The organism is Nocardioides sp. YR527 (assembly GCF_900101045.1).
Lineage (GTDB): Bacteria > Actinomycetota > Actinomycetes > Propionibacteriales > Nocardioidaceae > Nocardioides.
This window is the reverse complement of sequence record NZ_FNFN01000006.1, coordinates 286,036-303,327: the sequence shown is the minus strand read 5'-3', so window position 1 is coordinate 303,327 and position 17,292 is coordinate 286,036. Positions and strand designations below refer to the sequence as shown.

At 68.0% G+C, this 17,292-nt stretch carries 20 protein-coding genes and 2 tRNA genes; 9 read left to right on the top strand and 13 right to left on the bottom strand.

Annotated features, from left to right (window positions below; translation table 11 throughout):
• Positions 1 to 8 precede the first annotated feature (8 nt).
• From BLT25_RS19810 to BLT25_RS19790, 5 genes are all read right to left on the bottom strand, one after another.
• Positions 9 to 81: transfer RNA gene (locus tag BLT25_RS19810), tRNA-Glu, on the bottom strand.
• A gap of 63 nt (positions 82 to 144) precedes the next feature.
• Positions 145 to 216 (bottom strand) — tRNA-Gln (locus BLT25_RS19805).
• A 123-nt stretch (positions 217 to 339) separates the two neighbouring features.
• Entirely contained in the window at positions 340 to 1,278 is a 939-nt protein-coding gene (locus tag BLT25_RS19800; RefSeq protein WP_091049514.1) for a CPBP family intramembrane glutamic endopeptidase, read from the bottom strand.
• A gap of 19 nt (positions 1,279 to 1,297) precedes the next feature.
• Complete coding sequence (gene gltX, locus BLT25_RS19795) at positions 1,298 to 2,788, bottom strand: glutamate--tRNA ligase (protein WP_218131435.1); 1,491 nt, start codon at positions 2,786 to 2,788, stop codon at positions 1,298 to 1,300.
• A 50-nt stretch (positions 2,789 to 2,838) separates the two neighbouring features.
• A complete protein-coding gene (locus BLT25_RS19790) occupies positions 2,839 to 3,651 on the bottom strand; it encodes a fumarylacetoacetate hydrolase family protein (RefSeq protein WP_091049509.1) in 813 nt (270 codons plus the stop codon).
• A gap of 61 nt (positions 3,652 to 3,712) precedes the next feature.
• On the opposite strand from BLT25_RS19790, the gene BLT25_RS19785 reads away from it, so the two are divergent.
• Complete coding sequence (locus tag BLT25_RS19785) at positions 3,713 to 4,624, top strand: 3-methyladenine DNA glycosylase (protein WP_091049505.1); 912 nt, start codon at positions 3,713 to 3,715, stop codon at positions 4,622 to 4,624.
• On the opposite strand, the gene BLT25_RS19780 is transcribed toward BLT25_RS19785, so the two are convergent.
• The 3 genes from BLT25_RS19780 to BLT25_RS19770 form a co-directional block, all read right to left on the bottom strand.
• A complete protein-coding gene (locus tag BLT25_RS19780) occupies positions 4,621 to 4,965 on the bottom strand; it encodes a DUF2750 domain-containing protein (RefSeq protein ID WP_091049502.1) in 345 nt (114 codons plus the stop codon). The two genes, BLT25_RS19785 and BLT25_RS19780, sit on opposite strands and share 4 nt — an antisense overlap.
• Positions 4,966 to 5,043: 78 nt before the next feature.
• Positions 5,044 to 5,547 (bottom strand): hypothetical protein, encoded by a 504-nt coding sequence (locus tag BLT25_RS19775; RefSeq protein ID WP_143033800.1) that lies wholly within the window; start codon positions 5,545 to 5,547, stop codon positions 5,044 to 5,046.
• Between the two features lie 69 nt (positions 5,548 to 5,616).
• Complete coding sequence (locus tag BLT25_RS19770; RefSeq protein ID WP_256328695.1) at positions 5,617 to 6,303, bottom strand: TetR/AcrR family transcriptional regulator; 687 nt, start codon at positions 6,301 to 6,303, stop codon at positions 5,617 to 5,619.
• A gap of 186 nt (positions 6,304 to 6,489) precedes the next feature.
• Between BLT25_RS19770 and BLT25_RS19765 the strand changes: the two genes are divergently transcribed.
• Together BLT25_RS19765 and BLT25_RS19760 are read left to right on the top strand one after the other, a co-directional pair.
• The gene (locus BLT25_RS19765; RefSeq protein ID WP_218131419.1) at positions 6,490 to 7,827 is read left to right on the top strand and encodes a helix-turn-helix domain-containing protein; all 1,338 of its coding nucleotides are present in this window, start codon (positions 6,490 to 6,492) and stop codon (positions 7,825 to 7,827) included.
• The gene (locus BLT25_RS19760) at positions 7,824 to 8,207 is read left to right on the top strand and encodes a hypothetical protein (protein ID WP_256328694.1); all 384 of its coding nucleotides are present in this window, start codon (positions 7,824 to 7,826) and stop codon (positions 8,205 to 8,207) included. The genes BLT25_RS19765 and BLT25_RS19760 overlap by 4 nt, the downstream gene beginning before the upstream one ends.
• A gap of 46 nt (positions 8,208 to 8,253) precedes the next feature.
• Here BLT25_RS19760 and BLT25_RS19755 read toward each other — a convergent pair whose 3' ends face one another.
• Together BLT25_RS19755 and BLT25_RS19750 are read right to left on the bottom strand one after the other, a co-directional pair.
• A complete protein-coding gene (locus BLT25_RS19755) occupies positions 8,254 to 8,541 on the bottom strand; it encodes a hypothetical protein (RefSeq protein WP_091049496.1) in 288 nt (95 codons plus the stop codon).
• Positions 8,542 to 9,052: 511 nt separating this feature from the next.
• Entirely contained in the window at positions 9,053 to 9,637 is a 585-nt protein-coding gene (locus BLT25_RS19750; RefSeq protein WP_091049494.1) for a TetR/AcrR family transcriptional regulator, read from the bottom strand.
• A gap of 49 nt (positions 9,638 to 9,686) precedes the next feature.
• Here BLT25_RS19750 and BLT25_RS19745 point away from each other — a divergent pair, with 49 nt between their 5' ends.
• The 3 genes from BLT25_RS19745 (at position 9,687) to BLT25_RS19735 (ending at position 12,018) form a co-directional block, all read left to right on the top strand.
• Positions 9,687 to 10,199: a GNAT family N-acetyltransferase gene (locus tag BLT25_RS19745; RefSeq protein ID WP_091049491.1), complete on the top strand. Its 513-nt coding sequence runs from the start codon at positions 9,687 to 9,689 to the stop codon at positions 10,197 to 10,199.
• An 81-nt stretch (positions 10,200 to 10,280) separates the two neighbouring features.
• Positions 10,281 to 11,369, top strand: coding sequence for an alpha/beta fold hydrolase (locus BLT25_RS19740; RefSeq protein WP_091049489.1), 1,089 nt, complete (start codon positions 10,281 to 10,283; stop codon positions 11,367 to 11,369).
• Positions 11,370 to 11,409: 40 nt separating this feature from the next.
• Entirely contained in the window at positions 11,410 to 12,018 is a 609-nt protein-coding gene (locus BLT25_RS19735) for a pentapeptide repeat-containing protein (protein ID WP_256328693.1), read from the top strand.
• A 12-nt stretch (positions 12,019 to 12,030) separates the two neighbouring features.
• Here BLT25_RS19735 and BLT25_RS19730 read toward each other — a convergent pair whose 3' ends face one another.
• Positions 12,031 to 12,600 carry a TetR/AcrR family transcriptional regulator C-terminal domain-containing protein gene (locus tag BLT25_RS19730; protein ID WP_091049487.1) on the bottom strand — a complete coding sequence of 190 codons (570 nt, stop codon included), beginning with the start codon at positions 12,598 to 12,600 and terminating at the stop codon, positions 12,031 to 12,033.
• Positions 12,601 to 12,711: 111 nt separating this feature from the next.
• On the opposite strand from BLT25_RS19730, the gene BLT25_RS19725 reads away from it, so the two are divergent.
• From BLT25_RS19725 to BLT25_RS19715, 3 genes are read left to right on the top strand one after another with little or no spacing between them, the layout of a single operon-like run.
• Entirely contained in the window at positions 12,712 to 13,347 is a 636-nt protein-coding gene (locus BLT25_RS19725; protein ID WP_091049484.1) for a biotin transporter BioY, read from the top strand.
• Positions 13,340 to 14,044, top strand: a complete 705-nt coding sequence (locus BLT25_RS19720) for an energy-coupling factor ABC transporter ATP-binding protein (protein ID WP_091049482.1) — start codon at positions 13,340 to 13,342, stop codon at positions 14,042 to 14,044. The genes BLT25_RS19725 and BLT25_RS19720 overlap by 8 nt, the downstream gene beginning before the upstream one ends.
• Positions 14,045 to 14,046: 2 nt before the next feature.
• Entirely contained in the window at positions 14,047 to 14,646 is a 600-nt protein-coding gene (locus BLT25_RS19715) for an energy-coupling factor transporter transmembrane component T family protein (protein ID WP_256328692.1), read from the top strand.
• Positions 14,647 to 14,878: 232 nt separating this feature from the next.
• Here the strand turns inward: BLT25_RS19715 and BLT25_RS19710 are convergent, their stop codons facing one another.
• Positions 14,879 to 16,285: an amidase gene (locus BLT25_RS19710; protein WP_091049477.1), complete on the bottom strand. Its 1,407-nt coding sequence runs from the start codon at positions 16,283 to 16,285 to the stop codon at positions 14,879 to 14,881.
• Positions 16,286 to 16,294: 9 nt separating this feature from the next.
• Positions 16,295 to 17,254 carry a GNAT family N-acetyltransferase gene (locus tag BLT25_RS30495; RefSeq protein WP_091049475.1) on the bottom strand — a complete coding sequence of 320 codons (960 nt, stop codon included), beginning with the start codon at positions 17,252 to 17,254 and terminating at the stop codon, positions 16,295 to 16,297.
• Between the last annotated feature and the right edge of the window lie 38 nt (positions 17,255 to 17,292).

Sequence of the window (17,292 nt, the reverse complement as noted above, 5' to 3'; positions counted from 1 at the left end):
CTGCGTTGTACCCCCGACCGGATTTGAACCGGCGTTACCGCCGTGAGAGGGCGACGTCCTAGGCCGCTAGACGACGGGGGCTTGCAGCGGGTGAAACCTTAGCGAAGCGCTTCGGTGACTCCCAAATCCTCCGGAGAGGATCCGCTGGGCTACTAGGACTCGAACCTAGAATAACTGGACCAGAACCAGTCGTGTTGCCAATTACACCATAGCCCATCGCCTTGCTCGACTAAGCTTCACAAGGACGATTCGGCCCTCAGGATTTCTCCCTCGAACCGAGAGTGAACATTACCGGCGAGGCCCCCGGGCGACGAAATCGGCACGCCCTCCGGCCTCAATTCACGGGCTCTTCGTCGTGGTCGAGAGGCCCGCCGACCGCGCGGCCCACACGGTGAGCGCCAGGAAGACACCCGACTGGACCAGCGTGACCGGGATCCGCCACCACGAACCCTCGGTGGTGTTGAGCACCGTCGAGATGTCGCCGAAGGCCACCGCCATGCCGAGGCTGACGAAATTGTTGAGGACATGCATCGCGATGCCCGCCTCGATGCCCCCGGTGGCGATGACGCAGATGCCGGCCACGATGCCGAAGGCGAACCGGTCCAGGAACAGCGGCAGGTCCTGGGAGCCGTGGGCGAAGGCGAACAGGAGCGCGGTGATCGTCACCGAGACGGTCCGAGCGCCCATCATTCCGCCGAAGAGCGACCCGAAGGTCTGGAAGATGTAGCCGCGGAAGAGGTATTCCTCCCCCGCCGCCTGCAGCGGGGTGAGGAGCACGATCACGAGCACGAAGTCGCGCATCGTGCTCGTGTAGGGGTTGAGCGTGCTGGGCCCGAGGTCGTCGCCCGGGATCGGCAGCCGGGAGGCGATGATGACGGTGACCACCATGGTGATCGCGGCGATCCCGAGACACTGCAGCAGCCACGGCCAGCGGATCCGTCGCTCGACCGAGGCCAGCCAGCCCGGCCGCAGGCCGTGCAGCCCCCAGCACAGCAGCATCGCCGCCGGGATCGCCCCGGCCAGCGAGAGCAGCAGGAAGGCCAGCGATTCCGGGGTGACGTTCTCCATGTCGGCGACGTTGGCCATCCCGGTGGCAACGTTGTCGCCGGTGAGCATGAAGAAGAGCTCGAACCCGACGAGCACCACCGCCGGAGAGACGAAGAAGACGCACAGTCCGATCAGGATGAGTCCGATCAGGGGTCGCCCCCAGCCGCTGCGCCCGCTGCGTTGCACCTGGTAGTACGCCAGTCCCGAGGGCGGCTCCATGACCGTGCTCATCCTGCCCGTCCTGCCACGTTCAGCCCTTCCCGAGAACCGCCTTCAGGCGCCCCAGCGTACGCTCCCGACCGAGCAGCTCCATGGATTCGAACAGTGGCGGGCTGATCCGCTTGCCGGTCACCGCGACCCGCACCGGGCCGTACGCCTTGCGCGGCTTGAGCCCGAGACCGTCGATCAGGGCCGCGGTCAGCGCGTCCTGGATCTCGGCGGTCGACCACGTGTGGAGCCCCACGAGCGCGTCGCGCGAAGCCCGGACGACGTCCAGACCCTCCTCGTCGAGCAGCTTGGCGGCGTCCTCCTCGTCGAGCGCGAAGTCGGCCTCCGGAACGAAGAGGAACCGCAGCATGTCGGAGGCCTCGCCGAGCTTGTTGATCCGCTCGGCGACCAGCGGCATCGCGGCTTCCAGCATCTGCGCGTCGGCGTCGTGCACCGGGTCGCCGATGACGCCGTCGGCCTTGAGGTAGGGAATCACCCGGTGGGTGATCTCCTCGACCGGCAGCAGCCGCATGTGGGAGGCGTTGATCGCCTCCGCCTTCTTGATGTCGAAGCGGGCCGGGTTCTTGACCACGTCGTGGATCTCGAAGGCCTCGACCATCTCCTCCATGGTGAAGATGTCGCGGTCGGCCGCGATCGCCCAGCCGAGCAGCGCCACGTAGTTGAGCAGCCCCTCGGGCAGGAACCCCTCCTCGCGGTACTTCAGCGCGTGCGCCTCCGGGTCGCGCTTGGAGAGCTTCTTGTTGCCCTGGCCCATGACGTAGGGCAGGTGGCCGAACGCGGGAGCACGCTCGGCCAGACCGACCTCGACGAACGCGTCGAAGAGGGCGATCTGGCGCGGAGTCGAGGAGAGCAGGTCCTCGCCTCGGAAGACGTGGGTGATGTTCATGGTGGCGTCGTCTACCGGCGCGGTGAGCGTGTAGAGCGGGTCGCCGTTGGCACGCGCGAGCGCGTAGTCGGGGACGTGCTTGGTCTCGAAGGTCACCTCGCCGCGGACGAGGTCGTCGAAGGTGATCGAGCCGTCGGGCATGCGGAACCGCGGGACCGAGGAACGGCCCTCGGCCTCGTACGCCTTGATCTGGTCCTCGCTCAGGTCACGGCAGTGGTTGTCGTACCCCTGCGCCGGGGCCTCGCCCTTGATCCCCTCCGCCTTCGCGGCCTTGTAGGCGGCCAGGCGCTGCTCGTAGCGGGCGGTGGTCTCCTCGCCCGTGCAGTAGCACTCGTAGACGTGGGAGGAGGCGCGCAGACGGCCGAGCGCGTCGGCGTAGATCTCCGAGCGCTCCGACTGGCGGTAGGGGCCGTAGGGACCGCCGACCTCGACGCCCTCGTCCCAGTCGAGACCGAGCCAGCGCATCAGGTCGATGAGCCCGTCATAGGACTCCTGGGTGTTGCGAGCCTTGTCGGTGTCCTCGATGCGGAAGACGAAGGTGCCGCCGTGGTGGCGCGCGAAGGCCCAGTTGAACAGGGCGGTCCGGACCAGACCCACGTGGGGCGAGCCGGTCGGGCTGGGCGCCATCCGGACGCGGTAGTCCTTCGGGTCGAGGGTGCCGATCAATTCATTGCCAGTCAACGCTGTGCCACCTTGTTCGTCAGAGCTCCGAGCCCCTCGACGAAGATCTCGATCTCGTCTCCGGGCTCCATGGGGCCGACACCCTCGGGGGTGCCGGTGAGGATCACATCGCCCGGCAGCAGCGTCATGACGCTGCTGATGTGGGCGATCAGCTTCGGGATGTCGTGGACGAGGTCCTTCGTGGACCCGTCCTGGACGACATCCCCGTTGAGGAAGGTCTGGATGCGTACGCCGGCGGCGAGCTGCTCCGGCTCCACGTCGGTCTCGATCCAGGGACCGAGCGGGCAGAAGGTGTCGTAGCCCTTCGCCTGGGAGAAGTGCTTCGTCCGCCGCTGGACGTCGCGCGCGGTGACGTCGTTGGCGACCGTCATCCCGTAGATGACGTCCTTCACCTTCTCCTCCGGGACGTCGCGGCAGATCCGGCCGATCACGATCGCGAGCTCGCCCTCGAAGTGCAGGTCCTCGACTCCTGCCGGGCGCTGGATCGTGTCGCCGGGGCCGCAGACCGCGGTGTTGGGCTTGATGAAGAAGAGCGGCTCCTCCGGAACCTCGTTGCCCAGCTCGGCCGCGTGCTTGGCGTAGTTGCGGGCGACCGCGACCACCTTGCTGCGCGGGATCACCGGCGCGAGCAGCTTGACGTCGTCGAACTTGTGGACCTGGTCGGTGAGGCTGATGCCCGAGAACAGCGGGTCGCCCTGGAGCGCGACGACTCCTCCGTCCTCGCTGAGCTGGCCGTAGGCGTCGAGGTCACCGTGGACGACGCCGAACTGGGGCTCGCCACCCTTGGTCGTGAATCTGGCGATACGCACGTGCTGAGCCTATCCGGACCCGTCGCCACGATTCACTTCACTATGCGCCGCCTTCGTAGGCTTGTACGTCGTGGAGGTGCTGTCGCGTTCGGAGTGGACCGCTCGCGCGGACGCCCACCGCGCGCGCCTGGCGCCCTACGTCGAGCCCCATCTCGCCCGCCGCGGCGCCCGGGTCAAGCACCCGGTCAACGACTTCCTGTTCACCTACTACTCCTACCGGCCCGCTCAGCTGCTGCGCTGGCACCCGGGGTTCGGGGTGGCCTTGGAGGACTCATCTGAGTACGCGTCGCTGAAGGGCTACACACCCGCCATCGCTGGTCGAGCCGCGAGGCCGGCCACGGCCGAGCGTGTCGAGACCAACACGGTCGATGCCTCGTACGTCTCCTCCAAGCGTCTTCTCATCGAGACGCTGTTGAAGCTGCTCCGCGCCACCGCCGGCCGCGACGGCAACTTCGGCTGCTTCGGCCTGCACGAGTGGGCGATGGTCTACCGGCTGACCCCGGAGCAGGTACGCCACGCCGACTGGCCGCTGCGCCTCGGTGCCACCGGCACCGACCGGGTCGTGGAGTCCCACCGCATCGCGTGCAGCCACTTCGACGCGTACCGCTTCTTCACTCCCCCGGCCGCGCCGCTCAACACGCTCTCCCCGCGATCCGAGGACCGGGCTGCCTTCGAGCAGCCGGGCTGCCTGCACGGCAACATGGACCTCTACAAGCACGCCTTCCGGCTCTCGCCCCTGGTCTCCTCCGACCTCGTCGCCGACTGCTTCGAGCTCGCCTGGGACATCCGCACCATGGACATGAAGGCCGCTCCGTACGACCTCGCCGAGCTCGACCTCGACCCGATCCGGATCGAGACCGCCGCCGGCAAGCAGGAGTACGCCGCCGCCCAGCGCGCCTTCGCCGAGCGCGCCGCCCCGCTCCGGGAGCGGCTCATCAGCGAGTGCGATCGTCTAATCGCCGCACCGAACTAGACGGACAGCCTGGCCACGACCTCGTCGGGCTCAATGTCGTGCCCGGTCGCCCGTTGGCCCGACCAATTGATACCGGCACGATGACCATCCTCGGTGAGCCCAGGGAGCCATCGCTCGCGAAACTCATCAAGTGGGATCTCCTGGACGTGGAAGCCTTGGTAAGCCTCGACGGACTCGATGATGCGCTCGGCACGACTGCGCTTGGACCAGAAAGGCATCGCACGGACACCAGATCCGTTCCTCGGAACCGGGACGCCGCCTGCATCGCGAATCGTCCACACCATTCCCTCCGCAGCGACCTCCTCGTAGAAGGCTGCGGCCTGCGCTGCGCTCACGGACATGCCACCGATACTTGCGCATAATTCCTGAGCGCTAGGTAGTGGCTCAGCACAGAGCGTGAGCGCACATGTAACACCTGATCAGTGGGGTTCGGCCTGAAAAGTCGCATCCCAGGATGTGCCTGCCTCCGATTCATGGTCGTACCAGTCGAAACTGATCGTCGCCGCCAGTGTGGACGAGTCGTAGATCTCTTGATGTTCGTCCCAAGCCGTATTGAGGTTCGCGTCAACCAGCGCATCGGTCACCGACTTCGGCGCCCGCGTCTCCGTCAGTATGCAATCGCCAACCCAGTACCCAAGGTTTCCAAGATCCTCGCCCTGGGTGCGCGGTGTCATGACGGTGATCGTGTTTCCATCGTCGCTCAACTGGACGACGTCATCCACGGGCGGGGCTTGGGAGCCGTACGCCTTCCAATCAACGACCTCGCCGGTTGAGCAGGCCGCGAACACATCCTCCAATAGACCTGCTTTCTGGCCATCCGAGGACGGGGATGACTTCGAGTCGCTTTCACCGTCCGAGCACCCCACGAGCGTGAGGACGAGAGCGAAGAAGACCATGAACACCAGCGGTGCGTTGTCACTCATTCAACCAGCGTGGCCATGTTGCGAGCCGGCGTGGGTGCAGCCACCGCGAGCCGTACCCGATCCGAGGTACTAGGTGACAGGGAGGATCTGTTCAGCCTGTCGAGCCGCGGTATCGATCTGGTCCTGACTGGCTCCACACATCCGAAGCCCGGAGGCAGCGATGGCGGCCTCTGCGGCCCCGCCGATCCTGTCTCCTGACCTCCGCATCAGGATCACGGTCTCCGCATGGTTGAGCAACCACTCCCCCGTCGTTCCCGGCACGACCACGTGAGACCCGACGGCCTGACGACCCAGCCGCTCGTACGCGTCTTCGAGCCCTCGACGGGTCTTGTCGTACGGCTCATATGCGGGAGACCTCGTGACCTCCGGTAGACGTGCTAAGAAGCCAGTGTTGTGCGGGAGCGACGCCAGCGTGCGGACATCGAGCAACATCAAGACATACAACGCGGTCTCGGGTGCCTCTGGCGGGCACATCCCCTCAATCTGAGCCACCTTGTCGACAGTGGGCCGTACCGACTGCTGTAGGAGCTCACCGAGGATCTCGTCCTTGCCGGACGCGAAGTGGTAGTAGAGCGACGCCTGGCGAATGCCAACCTTATCTGCGATCTCCCGCGTGGATGTGGCGGCGAACCCCTGACGGACGAACAGCCGTGCGGCTGCGTCGAGGACCTGGTCGCGGGCCGATAGGTCGGTGTCAGGTGTCTGAATGTGCCGTGGCCGGCCTGGGCGGCGGCTTCGCATAGCTGCGGAACTCACGATGCTCCGTGACTGTTGGGGTGGGGTGCGGATGACTCCTTGCTGACCCCGGCACCGGAGACTCGTACGTTCGGGCCGGTGCCGGGTGTCGATTTCAAGACTGCTCGCAGGCTCGGTTCCTAGGTACGCTCGACTGCTGCCCCTCCGCTGCCCTTCCCCTGCCTTTCATGGCTCAAACCTGATTCAATGCCGGAGGTGGAGACGTGGACGGGGGCAGAAGCGCGGCTGCTGCGGACAGTGGCGCTGCGCCTGAGCCTGCGTGACTTCGCTGACTGCCTCGGTATCCCGTCGCGCACAATCTCGAAATGGGAACAGGCTGGCGCGACTCGTGTGCCCCGGCCACATATGCAGGCCATGCTCGACACCGCTCTAGAACGTGCCGACCCTGCCGCTCGCGCACGGTTCGAGACAGCGCTCGCAGAACATGACGGCGCAATTCCGAGGGATGAACAGACATCGCCGGTGACTGATCTCGCCGCGGATCAGACACGAGGTCTCGAGTTTGACGACCTCAGCCGTCGTGAGTTGCTCCGACTGATGACGATGGCTGGCAGCCTCATCGCGATGCCAGGGTTCGGCGATGATCTCGACTGGGATCGCATCGAACACATGGCAGACGGCGCTCGCAGGATCGACCCCGAGTCTGTCAGTGAGTACGCAGCGCTCAACGGGCACCTGTGGCGGGTGTTCGCCTTGGCCAAGACCAAGCGCCACACCTATCCGCTCGTGCGAGAGCACCTGGGCGTCCTGGTCTCTGCACTGCAACGCTCACACGGTGAAGACGTACACAGCGAGCTGTGTTCCCTGGTCGCCGACCTGTTCCAGCTCGCCGGAGAGATCCTGTTCGACAGCAACCGCTACACCGACGCGGCGCACTGCTACACACTGGCGGCGTCAGCCAGCAGAGAGGGCGGCGCATATGACCTGTGGGCTACCGCCTTGACGCGTCAAGCGTTCATCGGAGTCTACGAGCGCCAGTTCGCCAGTGCGCGACCAATGCTCGCTCTTGCCGCTAGCGTGGCGAGGCGTGGGGATTCAGATCTGTCGACGCGATATTGGGTGAGAACTGTTCAAGCTCAAGTGTTTGCTGGACTCGGTGACCTCGCATCATGCCAACGAGCCTTGGATGATGCGGATCAGGTGCACCATCTGACCGGACGGATCCACACTGCCGGTTGGCTTCGGTTCGACGGCTCACGTCTTCCGGAGGAACGTGGCGCTTGCTATGTCGCGCTACAGCGCCCCGACCTTGCCGAGCATGCGCTCAATGCTGCCCTTCAAACGGAGCTCTCCGATCGTCGACGAGGCGGCGTGCTGACCGACCTCGCGGCTCTCGGACTCCAGCAAGGAGACCTCGACCAACTTGTCGTACATGCTGATGCAGCGGTAGAGGTCGCCCAGAGCACCGGTTCGGGATGGGTGGAACGCAGACTGACAGGCTTGCAGAAGCAACTCACTCCCCTGATGGGTGAACCACGCGTGAATCAACTCAGCCACAAGTTGGCTTCAGTCACGACTACATGAAGACATCCAAGGAGAAGACTTTGTCGGTAGAGCAGGGACGCGCCTTCCGTGAGGCATGGATCGCCGGAGTTCAGAAGCACTACCCCGGTGAGCCCAAGGCGGGCTATGTCACCCCGTGGGAGGAAACCCCCGACTGGGAACGTGCTAGCGCGGCGGCGGTATACGAACAGGTTCGTGCGTTCATCGAGACATCAGACGGTGCCACATCCAAGCTCACACGCGCCCAGAAGGGCCGATTCGTTGCCCTCTGCTGGATCGGCCAGATCTTCAAGCACTTCCCAGACCCGAAGCCTTCATACGTCGCGGACTGGGACGACATGCCTGAGTGGCAGCGCGAAACCGACTCCGACATCTTCGAGCGCATCGAACAAGCGGGGTAACACGCGTCGCACGGATCTTTCCGAGCGAAGGGTTCGAGTGTCGTCGTCAGTCCGTTACGGGCCAGAGAGACACGATGCACTTGCCATCGACCCTCTTGGCAGGCACATAGACCTCAACCGGCATCTCGGCGATGATCACGCCGTACGCCTGCCGGAACCGTGCTGCGTTGTCCCTAGACATGTACGCCACCTTGTGACCGTTGATCTCGACCCCTACGGCGTTTGCGTCGTAGGGGTTGTCTGTCTCACACACCAGTCGTGCGGTAGACGTCTCGCGAATCGCACGCGGAGACGACATCAGATCTATGTGCCCACGGATCTTGAGAAGTCCCATGAGCGCTTCCTAATAGGCCTTCTCACCTACGAACAGTTGTTCGCCGTCAATCGGAGTGAACGTGCCTCGAGCGACTTCTGACTCCGCCGGCCACTTCCTGCTGAACAATCCCATGCTGAGACCGCCCTCCCATCCCGTAGTCGCAACCTCGTTCGCTCCGACATTCCAGGTCAGCGGACGAGAGCGAACATCGATCACTTGTACGTCCCGCTTCGCGCGGGAAGACGACAAAGACTCCTAAGATTGTGCGTTCGGTCAGGCAGCCTGTGTGACCGACTCGGCCGGCGCTGCGAGAATCTCATTGGGCGCCATTCGAAGGAGTCAGACGAGCATCTCCCGGTCGGCCCCTGGAAACGCGGGGAGGGGCTGGAGAAGCAAGATCTCGTTGAAGACCTCTCCGACCTCTGCACCAACCCGATCCGCATCGAGACAGCCGCAGGGAAGCAGGAGCACGCCTTCGCCGAGTGGGCCGCTCCGCGAACACCTCATCACCGAGCGCGAGCGCCTCACCTCACACTTCGGGTGAGGTCGCCAGGACACCTGTCTGGAGCTCGACTGCGGCGGTGATCCGCGCGGCGTCACCGGTGGCGAGCAGATCGAGCAGGGCGCCGCGCAGGGTGGCCAGGGCGAGGGTGCGGAGGACGAGGCCCTGCTCGGTGGTCCGCTCGGGCTCCGGCTGGCAGGTGGCGAGGACGGCGAGCCAGTCGGTCACGGTCGATTCGGCGAAGCCGCCCCAGGGGCCGTCGGGCTCGACCAGGGAGCGGGCGTACGCCTCCGCCCACAGGCGCAGGAGTGGGCGATGCTCCTCGACCGCGAGCCACGTCCAGACATGAGCGACGGCCTCGGGCAGGCCACTGACCGAGGAGTGCAGAGGCTCGATCATCGCCAGCTCGTCGACGCGCGCGCGGGCCAGCAGGGCCTTGACCAGCCCGTCCTTGTTGCCGAACAGGAACATCAGCACGCGCGGGCTGGAGCCGATCGCGGCGGCCACCGGGCGCAGCGAGAGGTCGGCGAGACCGTGCTCGAGGGCATAGGCGTAGGCCGCCTCGAGCAGCTCGGTCTTGCGGGCCGAGGGAGTTGGCTCCGGTGCGGTCATGGACCTAGCATAACCTCTACTGAAACAGTCGTGTCAGTAGGAGGATCTGATGGCAGACCAAGAGCGAGACGCACAGGTGCGGGTCAGGCGCGCCGACCGCCCCGGCGACCTGGGCTGGATGGTGATGACGCATGGCGAGATCTATGCCGAGCAGTTCGGCTGGAGCACCGAGTTCGAGGCGCTGGTCGCCCGGATCGTGGCTGACTCCGCCGGCAATCACGACCCTGCGAGGGAGGCGGCCTGGATCGCCGAGGTCGACGGACAGCGCGCCGGATGCATTCTCCTGGCCGCCGGCGAGCAGCCCGGCGTCGCCAAGCTCCGGATCCTGCTGGTCACCGCCACGGCCCGGGGGCTCGGAGTGGGCTCCCGCCTGGTCGGGGAGTGCCTCGACTTCGCCCGCGCCTCGGGATATCAGCAGGTCACGCTCTGGACCAACGACATCCTCACCTCGGCCCGCCGGATCTATGAGAACCACGGCTTCACCCTCACCGACGAGGAGAAGCACCACAGCTTCGGTCACGACCTCGTCGGCCAGACCTGGACCCTCGACCTGGGCGCCTGATCAGGCGGCGTAACCGACGTCACACCCGGTACGGGGCTGCTCCCGCCGTGACCCCGATGGACGGGTTACGTTAACCCCACAATGGCCATCCTCCCCCACCCCCGACAAGCTGCCGCCTCGATCGCCACGACGGTCGGTGCCGCGGCGGGGAACGTCGCGCACTCGCTGCTCTACGGCGGGCTCGCCGACCTGCGGCCGATGCCGCGTACGTTGATCGACGACGGCAACCGGCGCGAGCTCTACCACTACCGGCCCGTGGCGGGAGAGACCTCGGAGGGCGACCCGGTGCTGCTGGTCACGCCGTTGGCGGCGCCGGCGATCTGCTACGACCTGCGGCGCGGCTGCTCGGTGGTCGAGCACCTGGTGGGGACGGATCGGCCGACGTATCTGGTCGAGTACGGCGAGGTGAACTTCGCCGATCGCAGCCTCGGCATCGAGCACTGGATCGCGCACGTCGTGCCGGAGGCGATCCGGTCGGTCTCCGAGCACGCGGGCGGGCGGCCGGTGCACGTGGTCGGCTGGTCGCTGGGCGGGATCTTCACGATGCTCACCGCCGCCGACGCCCCCGACCTCCCGATCGCCTCGCTGGCGGTGCTCGGCTCGCCCTGCGACGTACGTCAGGTGCCGTTGATCGCGCCGCTGCGGCCGCTGCTCAACCTGCCGCCGGGAAACCTGGTCACCACGGCCTACCAGGCCTTCGGAGGAGCCCCGAAGCCGCTGGTCAGGTGGGCTTTCCAGATCTCCTCGGTCGACAAGATGTTCACCAAGCCGGTCGCGAAGCTGTCCAACCTGGCCGACCGCGAGTTCCTCGCCCAGCTCGAGGCGGTCGACCGGTTCACCGACAACATCATCGCCTACCCGGGGCGTACGTTCGGGCAGCTCTATCACCACTTCTTCCGCACCAACGCGCTGTTCAGCGGGCAGATCGACCTCGGTGAGGACCACTCCGTCCACCTGCGCGACGTCAAGCAGCCCACGCTCGTCGTCGCCGGCGCCAACGACGGCATCGGCCCCGTCGCCTCGGTCCGGCCGCTGGTCGACCTGCTCACCGGCGCCGAGGAGCTCCGCTTCGAGGTCGTCCCCGGCGGCCATCTCGGCCTCCTCACCGGCCGCGCCGCGCGCAACAACACCTGGCCCCTGCTCGACGAGTGGTTCGCCCAGCACGACTGAGTTGCCCGGACTGTCGGTGGCGGGTGGCAGGGTGTGCGCCATGTCGAACCCACCCGCCGAGGCGACCGAGGAGCACTTCCGCAACGAGGACTGGTACGCGGCCGACCTCACCGGGGCTCGGTTCGTCGACTGCGTCTTCACCGATGTCGACCTCACCGAGGCGACGACGTCGGCGGCGCTCTTCGAGAACTGCACCTTCCACGGCGGCCGGTTCAACGCCTCCACCCACGTCGGCTCGGCGTTCGTCGGCTGTGACTTCCGGCGGACGAACTTCTTCGACTCGACGTTCGAGGGCTGCAAGCTCAGCGGGAGCGAGTTCTCGGGCTGCACCCTGCGGCCGCTGAAGGTGAGCGGCGGCGTCTGGCGCGGAGTCTCGTTGCGCGGGGCGAACCTGTCCCGGCTCGACCTGTCCGGGCTGGACCTGCGCGACGCCGACCTGTCCCTGGCCGACCTCACCGACGCGGTGCTGCGCGACGCCCAGCTCGCCGGAGCCACGCTCCAGGAGACGACGCTGCACGGCGCCGACCTTCGCGGTGCCGTCCTCGACCGGGTCGATCTCACCGTGGCGTCGCTGCGTGCGACGAAGCTCGACCTCGCCGGCGCCGTCATGCTCGCCGAGCTGCACGGAGCCGAGGTGGACGCGGTCTGACCGCGGCTCGCCTCAGCGGTCGGCGGAGGCCTCGCGGACGACCTTGGCCATCGAGATGCCGGCGGCGATCAGGCCCAGGCCGGTGACGAAGTCGTCGGTGTCGCGTACGTCGTCCTCGATGGCGCCCGCGGCGGCGGCCTGGAGGTGGGTCTGCTCGTCGACGGCGTGGCCGTAGACGAAGTGGAGCAGGGTGCGGGCGGCGACGGGGGCGAGGTCGCCGAGGCCGCCGTCGTTCAGGGCCGCGACGAGGTCGTCGTGGGGCTGGGTCGCGCCCAGCCCGAAGGCCCAGACCGTGGCGACGACCTCGGCGCCGTCGCGGTAGGCGAGCAGAGAGTCGCGCAGGTCGGTGCAGATGCCGGTGACGCGTACGTCCCAGGCTCCCGACGGCTCGTGCCGGCCGCGGAGCAGGATCTCGTCGGCCACCGCGGCCAGCAGGGACTGCTTGTTCGCGAAGTGGTGGTAGAGCGCGCTGGGACGTACGCCGAGCTCGGTGCCGAGGCGACGCATGGTCAGGTCGGCGAGACCGTAGTCGTCGAGGACCTGCAGCGCGCGGGCGACGACGTCCTCACGGCGGTATCGCATGTTGCTCCCAGGGGCCGGGTGGTGGGACGAAGTGGACGAAGACGTACGTCGACCTTAACCTGAACACCGTTCACCTGACCAAGGTTCAGGTCTGAGTACGCAGGAGCGAGTATGACCGAGTCCCCCACGAGCACCGACGAGACCCCGGCGACCCCGGCGACCCCGGCGACCCCGGCGACCAAGTCGTCGCGGCTCGACACCACCGACCTCGCACTGATCGCCGCGTTCGCCGCCCTGATCGCGGTCTGCTCCTACCTCGCCGCCATCCCGATGGGCGGCGCCGGCGTACCGCTGACGCTGCAGGGCTTCGCGCTCCTGCTGACCGGCGCCCTGCTGGGCCCGCTGCGCGGCACCGCCGCCGTGGTGCTCTACCTGCTCCTCGGCGTCGCCGGCCTCCCCGTCTTCGCCGGCCACTCCGCCGGTCCCGGCGTCTTCGTCGGGGTGACCGGTGGCTATCTGTGGTCCTTCCCGGTCATGGTGCTCGTCGTCGGCCTGCTGGTGAAGTACGTCCTGCGGTCCCGTCGCACCAACCCCCTCCTCGTCTTCGCCGCCTGTGTCGTCGGCGTCGTCATCAACCACGTCGGCGGCATCATCGGGATGGCCATCGTGCTCCACGTCAGCCTGCCCCAGGCGGCGGCTTTCGACGCCCCCTATTGGCTCGGTGACCTCATCAAGGCCGCTGTCGCCGCGGTCGTCGCCTCCCAGGTCCACCGCGCCTTCCCGAAGCTGCTCGCCCGACGTGCCTGAGATCCGCTTCGAGGCCGCCGAGGTCCGGGTCGAGTCCCCGGACCTCGGTGGCGAGCGCACCATCCTGCAGCCCACCACGCTGACCCTGACCGAGCAGCGTATCGGGATCGTCGGGAGCAACGGCTCCGGCAAGTCGACCCTTGCCCGGATGATCAACGGCCTGGTCGCACCCAGCGCCGGGAGCGTCTCCGTCGGTGGCCTCGACGTGGCGCGCAAGGGCGCCGCCGTACGCCGTCGTGTCGGGTTCACGTTCACCGATCCCGCCGCCCAGCTGGTGATGCCGACCTGCGTCGAGGACGTCGAGCTGTCGCTGCGCAGGACCGTGAAGGACCGCGTACGCCGCAAGCAGGTCGCCCTCGACACGCTGGCCCGCTTCGGGCTCTCCGAGCGCGCCGAGGTCAGCGTCCACGCGCTCTCCGGCGGCCAACGTCAGCTGCTCGCCCTGGCCGGTGTGCTCGCCACCGAACCCGACGTGCTCGTCACCGACGAGCCGACCACCCTGCTCGACCTGCGCAACACCCGCATGGTCGGCGACCTGCTCTTCTCGCTGCCGCAGCAGCTGGTCCTCGTCACCCACGATCTCGACCTCGTACGCCGCTGCGACCGCGTCCTCGTCGTCGAGGACGGCCGGGTCTGCTACGACGGCGATGCCGACGCCGCGGTTGCGCACTACGTGGGGGCGGTGAGCCAGGGGTGAGCATGACCGTCGGGCTCTACCGCCCGGGCGACACCGTGCTCCACCGGCTACCGGTGGGCGCCAAGCTGCTCGGGCTGGCCGCGCTCAGCGTGGCCATCGTGGCGCTGCGCGGCCCGCTCATCGCGGTCGGCTTCTTGATGGTGGCCGTCGTGTTCGCGCTCATCGGCCGCCTCGACCTGGCCGCGACCGCGCGGGCGCTGCGCGCCGTGCTGGTCATCGCCGTGCTCGTCGCGCTGCTGCAGTGGTGGCTGTTCACCTTCGACCGAGCGCTGGAGTCCCTCCTCGACCTCGTCTCGCTCGCACTGCTGGCGCTCACCCTGACCGTGACCACACCGACCACCGAGACGCTCGACGCCGTCGTCCGCTGGATCCGTCCGCTGCGCCGCGTCGGGCTCGACCCCGAGCGGGTCGCGCTCACGATCGCGATGGCCATCCAGGCCCTTCCCGGCACCCTCGCCCTGGGCGTGGAGACCCGCGACGCCGCCCGAGCCCGCGGCCTCGGCCGCTCCCCCAGGGCGTACCTCACCCCCTTCGTCATCCGAGTCGTCGCCCGCGCTCACGAGACCGGCGACGCCCTCAAAGCCCGCGGCCTCGGCGACTGACCCCAGCCGAAGCGTCACCCCCGTCGGCCGACGCGTCACCCCGGTCGGCCGACGCGTCACCCCGGTCGGCCGACGCGTCACCCCGGTCGGCCGACGCGTCGCTGCGGTCGGCCGAGGCGTCACGTACGTCGGTCGAGACGGCACCATGTGCCATCTCGCCCGACGCAACTGACGTGTCGGCCGACCTGACTGACGTGTCGGCCGACCTGACTGACGTCTCGGCGTGGGCGGGTTACCAGCCGGGCGGGAGGCGGTGGTCCCAGAGGGCGGCATCCTCGATCTGGGCCGCGAGGGAGAGCAGGAGGGGTTCCTCGGCGGGGCGGGCGGCGAGCATGACGCCGACCGGGAGGCCGGACGGGGTCCAGTGGAGGGGCAGGGAGATGGCGGGCATGCCGGTGACGTTCCAGGCGGAGGTCCAGGGGGTGAACTCCTTCTGGGCCTGGAAGTCGCGCGCGGGGTCGGCGTCGTCGCGGATCTCGCCGACCTTCGGGGGCGGGGTGGCGAGGGTCGGGGTGAGCACAGCGTCGTAGGGCGCCAGTGCCTCCAGCGCACCGGCGGCGAAGCGACGCAGCTCGGCGATCGCCAGCCCGAAGGCCGGACCGCTGACCGCCTCCCCCTGCTCGGTGAGCCAGCGGGTCAGCGGCCGGATCTGCGAGCGCTGCTCGGGGGTCAGGTTGACGACCGACATCGCGGTGCCGACGGCCCAGACCGTCTCGAAGACCGCGACCGCCTCGACCGGCAGCGGCCGCGGGATGTCGATGATCTCGTGGCCCAGCGACTCCAGCAGCACAGAGGCGTTCTCCCAGGCGGCGACGCACTCCGGGTCGACCGAGGTCGGCGCGATCAGCGGCTCGATGAACCGGGCGATGCGCAGCCGCCCCGGCGGCCGCTCGCACGCGTCGAGGAACGGCAGGGGTTCCTCGGGTGCCCAGAAGGGATCGCCCGTACGCCGCCCCGCGAGCACGTCGAGGAAGGCCGCGGCGTCGCGTACCGACCGGGCGATCGGACCGGCGGTGGCGAGTCCGGCCGCGTCGCCGTACATCGGCGACGGGGAGATCCGCCCACGGGTCGGCTTGAGGCCGACCAGCCCGCAGCACGAGGCCGGGATCCGGATCGAGCCGCCGCCGTCGGAGCCCTGGGCGACCGGAACGAGCCCGGCGGCGACCGCCGCGGCAGCACCCCCGGAGGAGCCGCCGGCGATCCGCGTACGGTCCCAAGGGGTGACGGCGGGCGGCGCCACATCGGGCTCGGTGTAGCAGGGCGAGCCGAACTCGGGGGTGTTGGTCTTCCCGAGGGAGATCATCCCGGCCGCCTCGATCGAGAGCGTCACGTTGTCGGAGACGTCGGGGACGAAGTCGGCGAAGACCGCCGACCCGAAGGTCGTACGCACCCCGCGGGTGAGGTTGAGGTCCTTGATGGCGGTGGGTACGCCCCACAGCGGCGAGGCGCCGACCGGTTTCACCGCGAGCTCCCGAGCACATGTGGAGATCCGCGACTCGGCCACCGTGACGAAGGCACCGACATCGTCGAGCCGGGCGATCCGGTCGAGATAGTGCTCGGCGATCTCTCCCGGGGAGATCTCGCATCGATGCAGCAGCTCTCCCTGTTCCAGGGCGGTCAGATCATGAAGCTCGGCCACACCTGCAGACTAGTGGCCCGAGCGCCACTCGTCCTCGAGCATCGCGTAGTGCACCAATGTCGTCCACTCACCCTTGAACCACTCGGCCTCACGCTCGACCGCCTCCTTGCGCATCCCGAGCCGCTCGATCACCCGGGCCGAGGCCTCGTTGCGCTCGTCGACCCGGGCGGTCACCCGGTGCAGGCCGAGCCCGTCGAACGCCAGGCCCAGCAGCGCCCGTGCGGTCTCGGTGGCGAAGCCGCGGCCGCTGAACTGAGGGTTGAAGGCATAGCCGATCTCCCCCGACCGCTGCTCCTTGCTGTGCCAGAAAAGGACCACGTCGCCGATCAGCCGGCCCTCGTGCTCGACGGCGAGGCAGAGCACCTCACCCTCCTGACGCAGGACGGAGAGACGCCTCTCGGGTGCGTACGCCTTCCGCAGCTGTTCGCGGTCACGCGGCACCGGCGGGATGTAGCGGCACACCTCCTCGAGCGAGAGGTAGGCGTGCAGGTCCTCGAGGTCGCGCTCGACGTCGATCGGGCGCAGCGCCAACCGCTCGGTGGTGACCGGGTAGTCCGGTGCCAGCGCGGGCTCGACGAGCTCCTGGAAGACACTCAGATGCAGACCCGCCGGCCCGTCGAGACGGGCGTTGAGCGACTCCCACGGGGTGCGGGTGGGCGGCGCAACAAGGGTGGCACCGCCATCGACGAGCCCGGAGGCGACGGCGGCGGAGTCCTCGACCTCGAACGCCACCCGTACGTGGCCGGCCGCCGGACGCCCGACCTCGACCTCGTCGATGTAGGCGTGCTGGGCGGAGTTGGCGAGCTCGAGCGTGGCCCGGCCGGCGTCCAGGATCGTCACGTGCGCCTCACCGGGGCCTGAGAACGCGGCCTCCTCCGGCAGGCCGAGGGTGTCGCGGTAGAACGCCACCGCCTCCTCGTAGTCCTTGGCCTCGACCACCAGACGGAGCTGCTTCACGGGTCCACTCATGGCCGCAACGTACGGCCGAATCGCCCGTCACGCACGCG

Excerpts from the sequence above, each read along its gene's own strand:
- BLT25_RS19800 (WP_091049514.1), bottom strand. The coding sequence starts at position 1,278 with ATGAGCACGGTCATGGAGCCGCCCTCGGGACTGGCGTACTACCAGGTG.
- gltX (WP_218131435.1), bottom strand. The coding sequence starts at position 2,788 with ATGGCGCCCAGCCCGACCGGCTCGCCCCACGTGGGTCTGGTCCGGACC.
- BLT25_RS19780 (WP_091049502.1), bottom strand. The coding sequence starts at position 4,965 with ATGTCCGTGAGCGCAGCGCAGGCCGCAGCCTTCTACGAGGAGGTCGCT.
- BLT25_RS19775 (WP_143033800.1), bottom strand. The coding sequence starts at position 5,547 with ATGAGTGACAACGCACCGCTGGTGTTCATGGTCTTCTTCGCTCTCGTC.
- BLT25_RS19765 (WP_218131419.1), top strand. The coding sequence starts at position 6,490 with ATGCCGGAGGTGGAGACGTGGACGGGGGCAGAAGCGCGGCTGCTGCGG.
- BLT25_RS19760 (WP_256328694.1), top strand. The coding sequence starts at position 7,824 with ATGAAGACATCCAAGGAGAAGACTTTGTCGGTAGAGCAGGGACGCGCC.
- BLT25_RS19755 (WP_091049496.1), bottom strand. The coding sequence starts at position 8,541 with ATGGGACTTCTCAAGATCCGTGGGCACATAGATCTGATGTCGTCTCCG.
- BLT25_RS19750 (WP_091049494.1), bottom strand. The coding sequence starts at position 9,637 with ATGACCGCACCGGAGCCAACTCCCTCGGCCCGCAAGACCGAGCTGCTC.
- BLT25_RS19745 (WP_091049491.1), top strand. The coding sequence starts at position 9,687 with ATGGCAGACCAAGAGCGAGACGCACAGGTGCGGGTCAGGCGCGCCGAC.
- BLT25_RS19740 (WP_091049489.1), top strand. The coding sequence starts at position 10,281 with ATGGCCATCCTCCCCCACCCCCGACAAGCTGCCGCCTCGATCGCCACG.
- BLT25_RS19735 (WP_256328693.1), top strand. The coding sequence starts at position 11,410 with ATGTCGAACCCACCCGCCGAGGCGACCGAGGAGCACTTCCGCAACGAG.
- BLT25_RS19730 (WP_091049487.1), bottom strand. The coding sequence starts at position 12,600 with ATGCGATACCGCCGTGAGGACGTCGTCGCCCGCGCGCTGCAGGTCCTC.
- BLT25_RS19725 (WP_091049484.1), top strand. The coding sequence starts at position 12,712 with ATGACCGAGTCCCCCACGAGCACCGACGAGACCCCGGCGACCCCGGCG.
- BLT25_RS19715 (WP_256328692.1), top strand. The coding sequence starts at position 14,047 with ATGACCGTCGGGCTCTACCGCCCGGGCGACACCGTGCTCCACCGGCTA.
- BLT25_RS30495 (WP_091049475.1), bottom strand. The coding sequence starts at position 17,254 with ATGAGTGGACCCGTGAAGCAGCTCCGTCTGGTGGTCGAGGCCAAGGAC.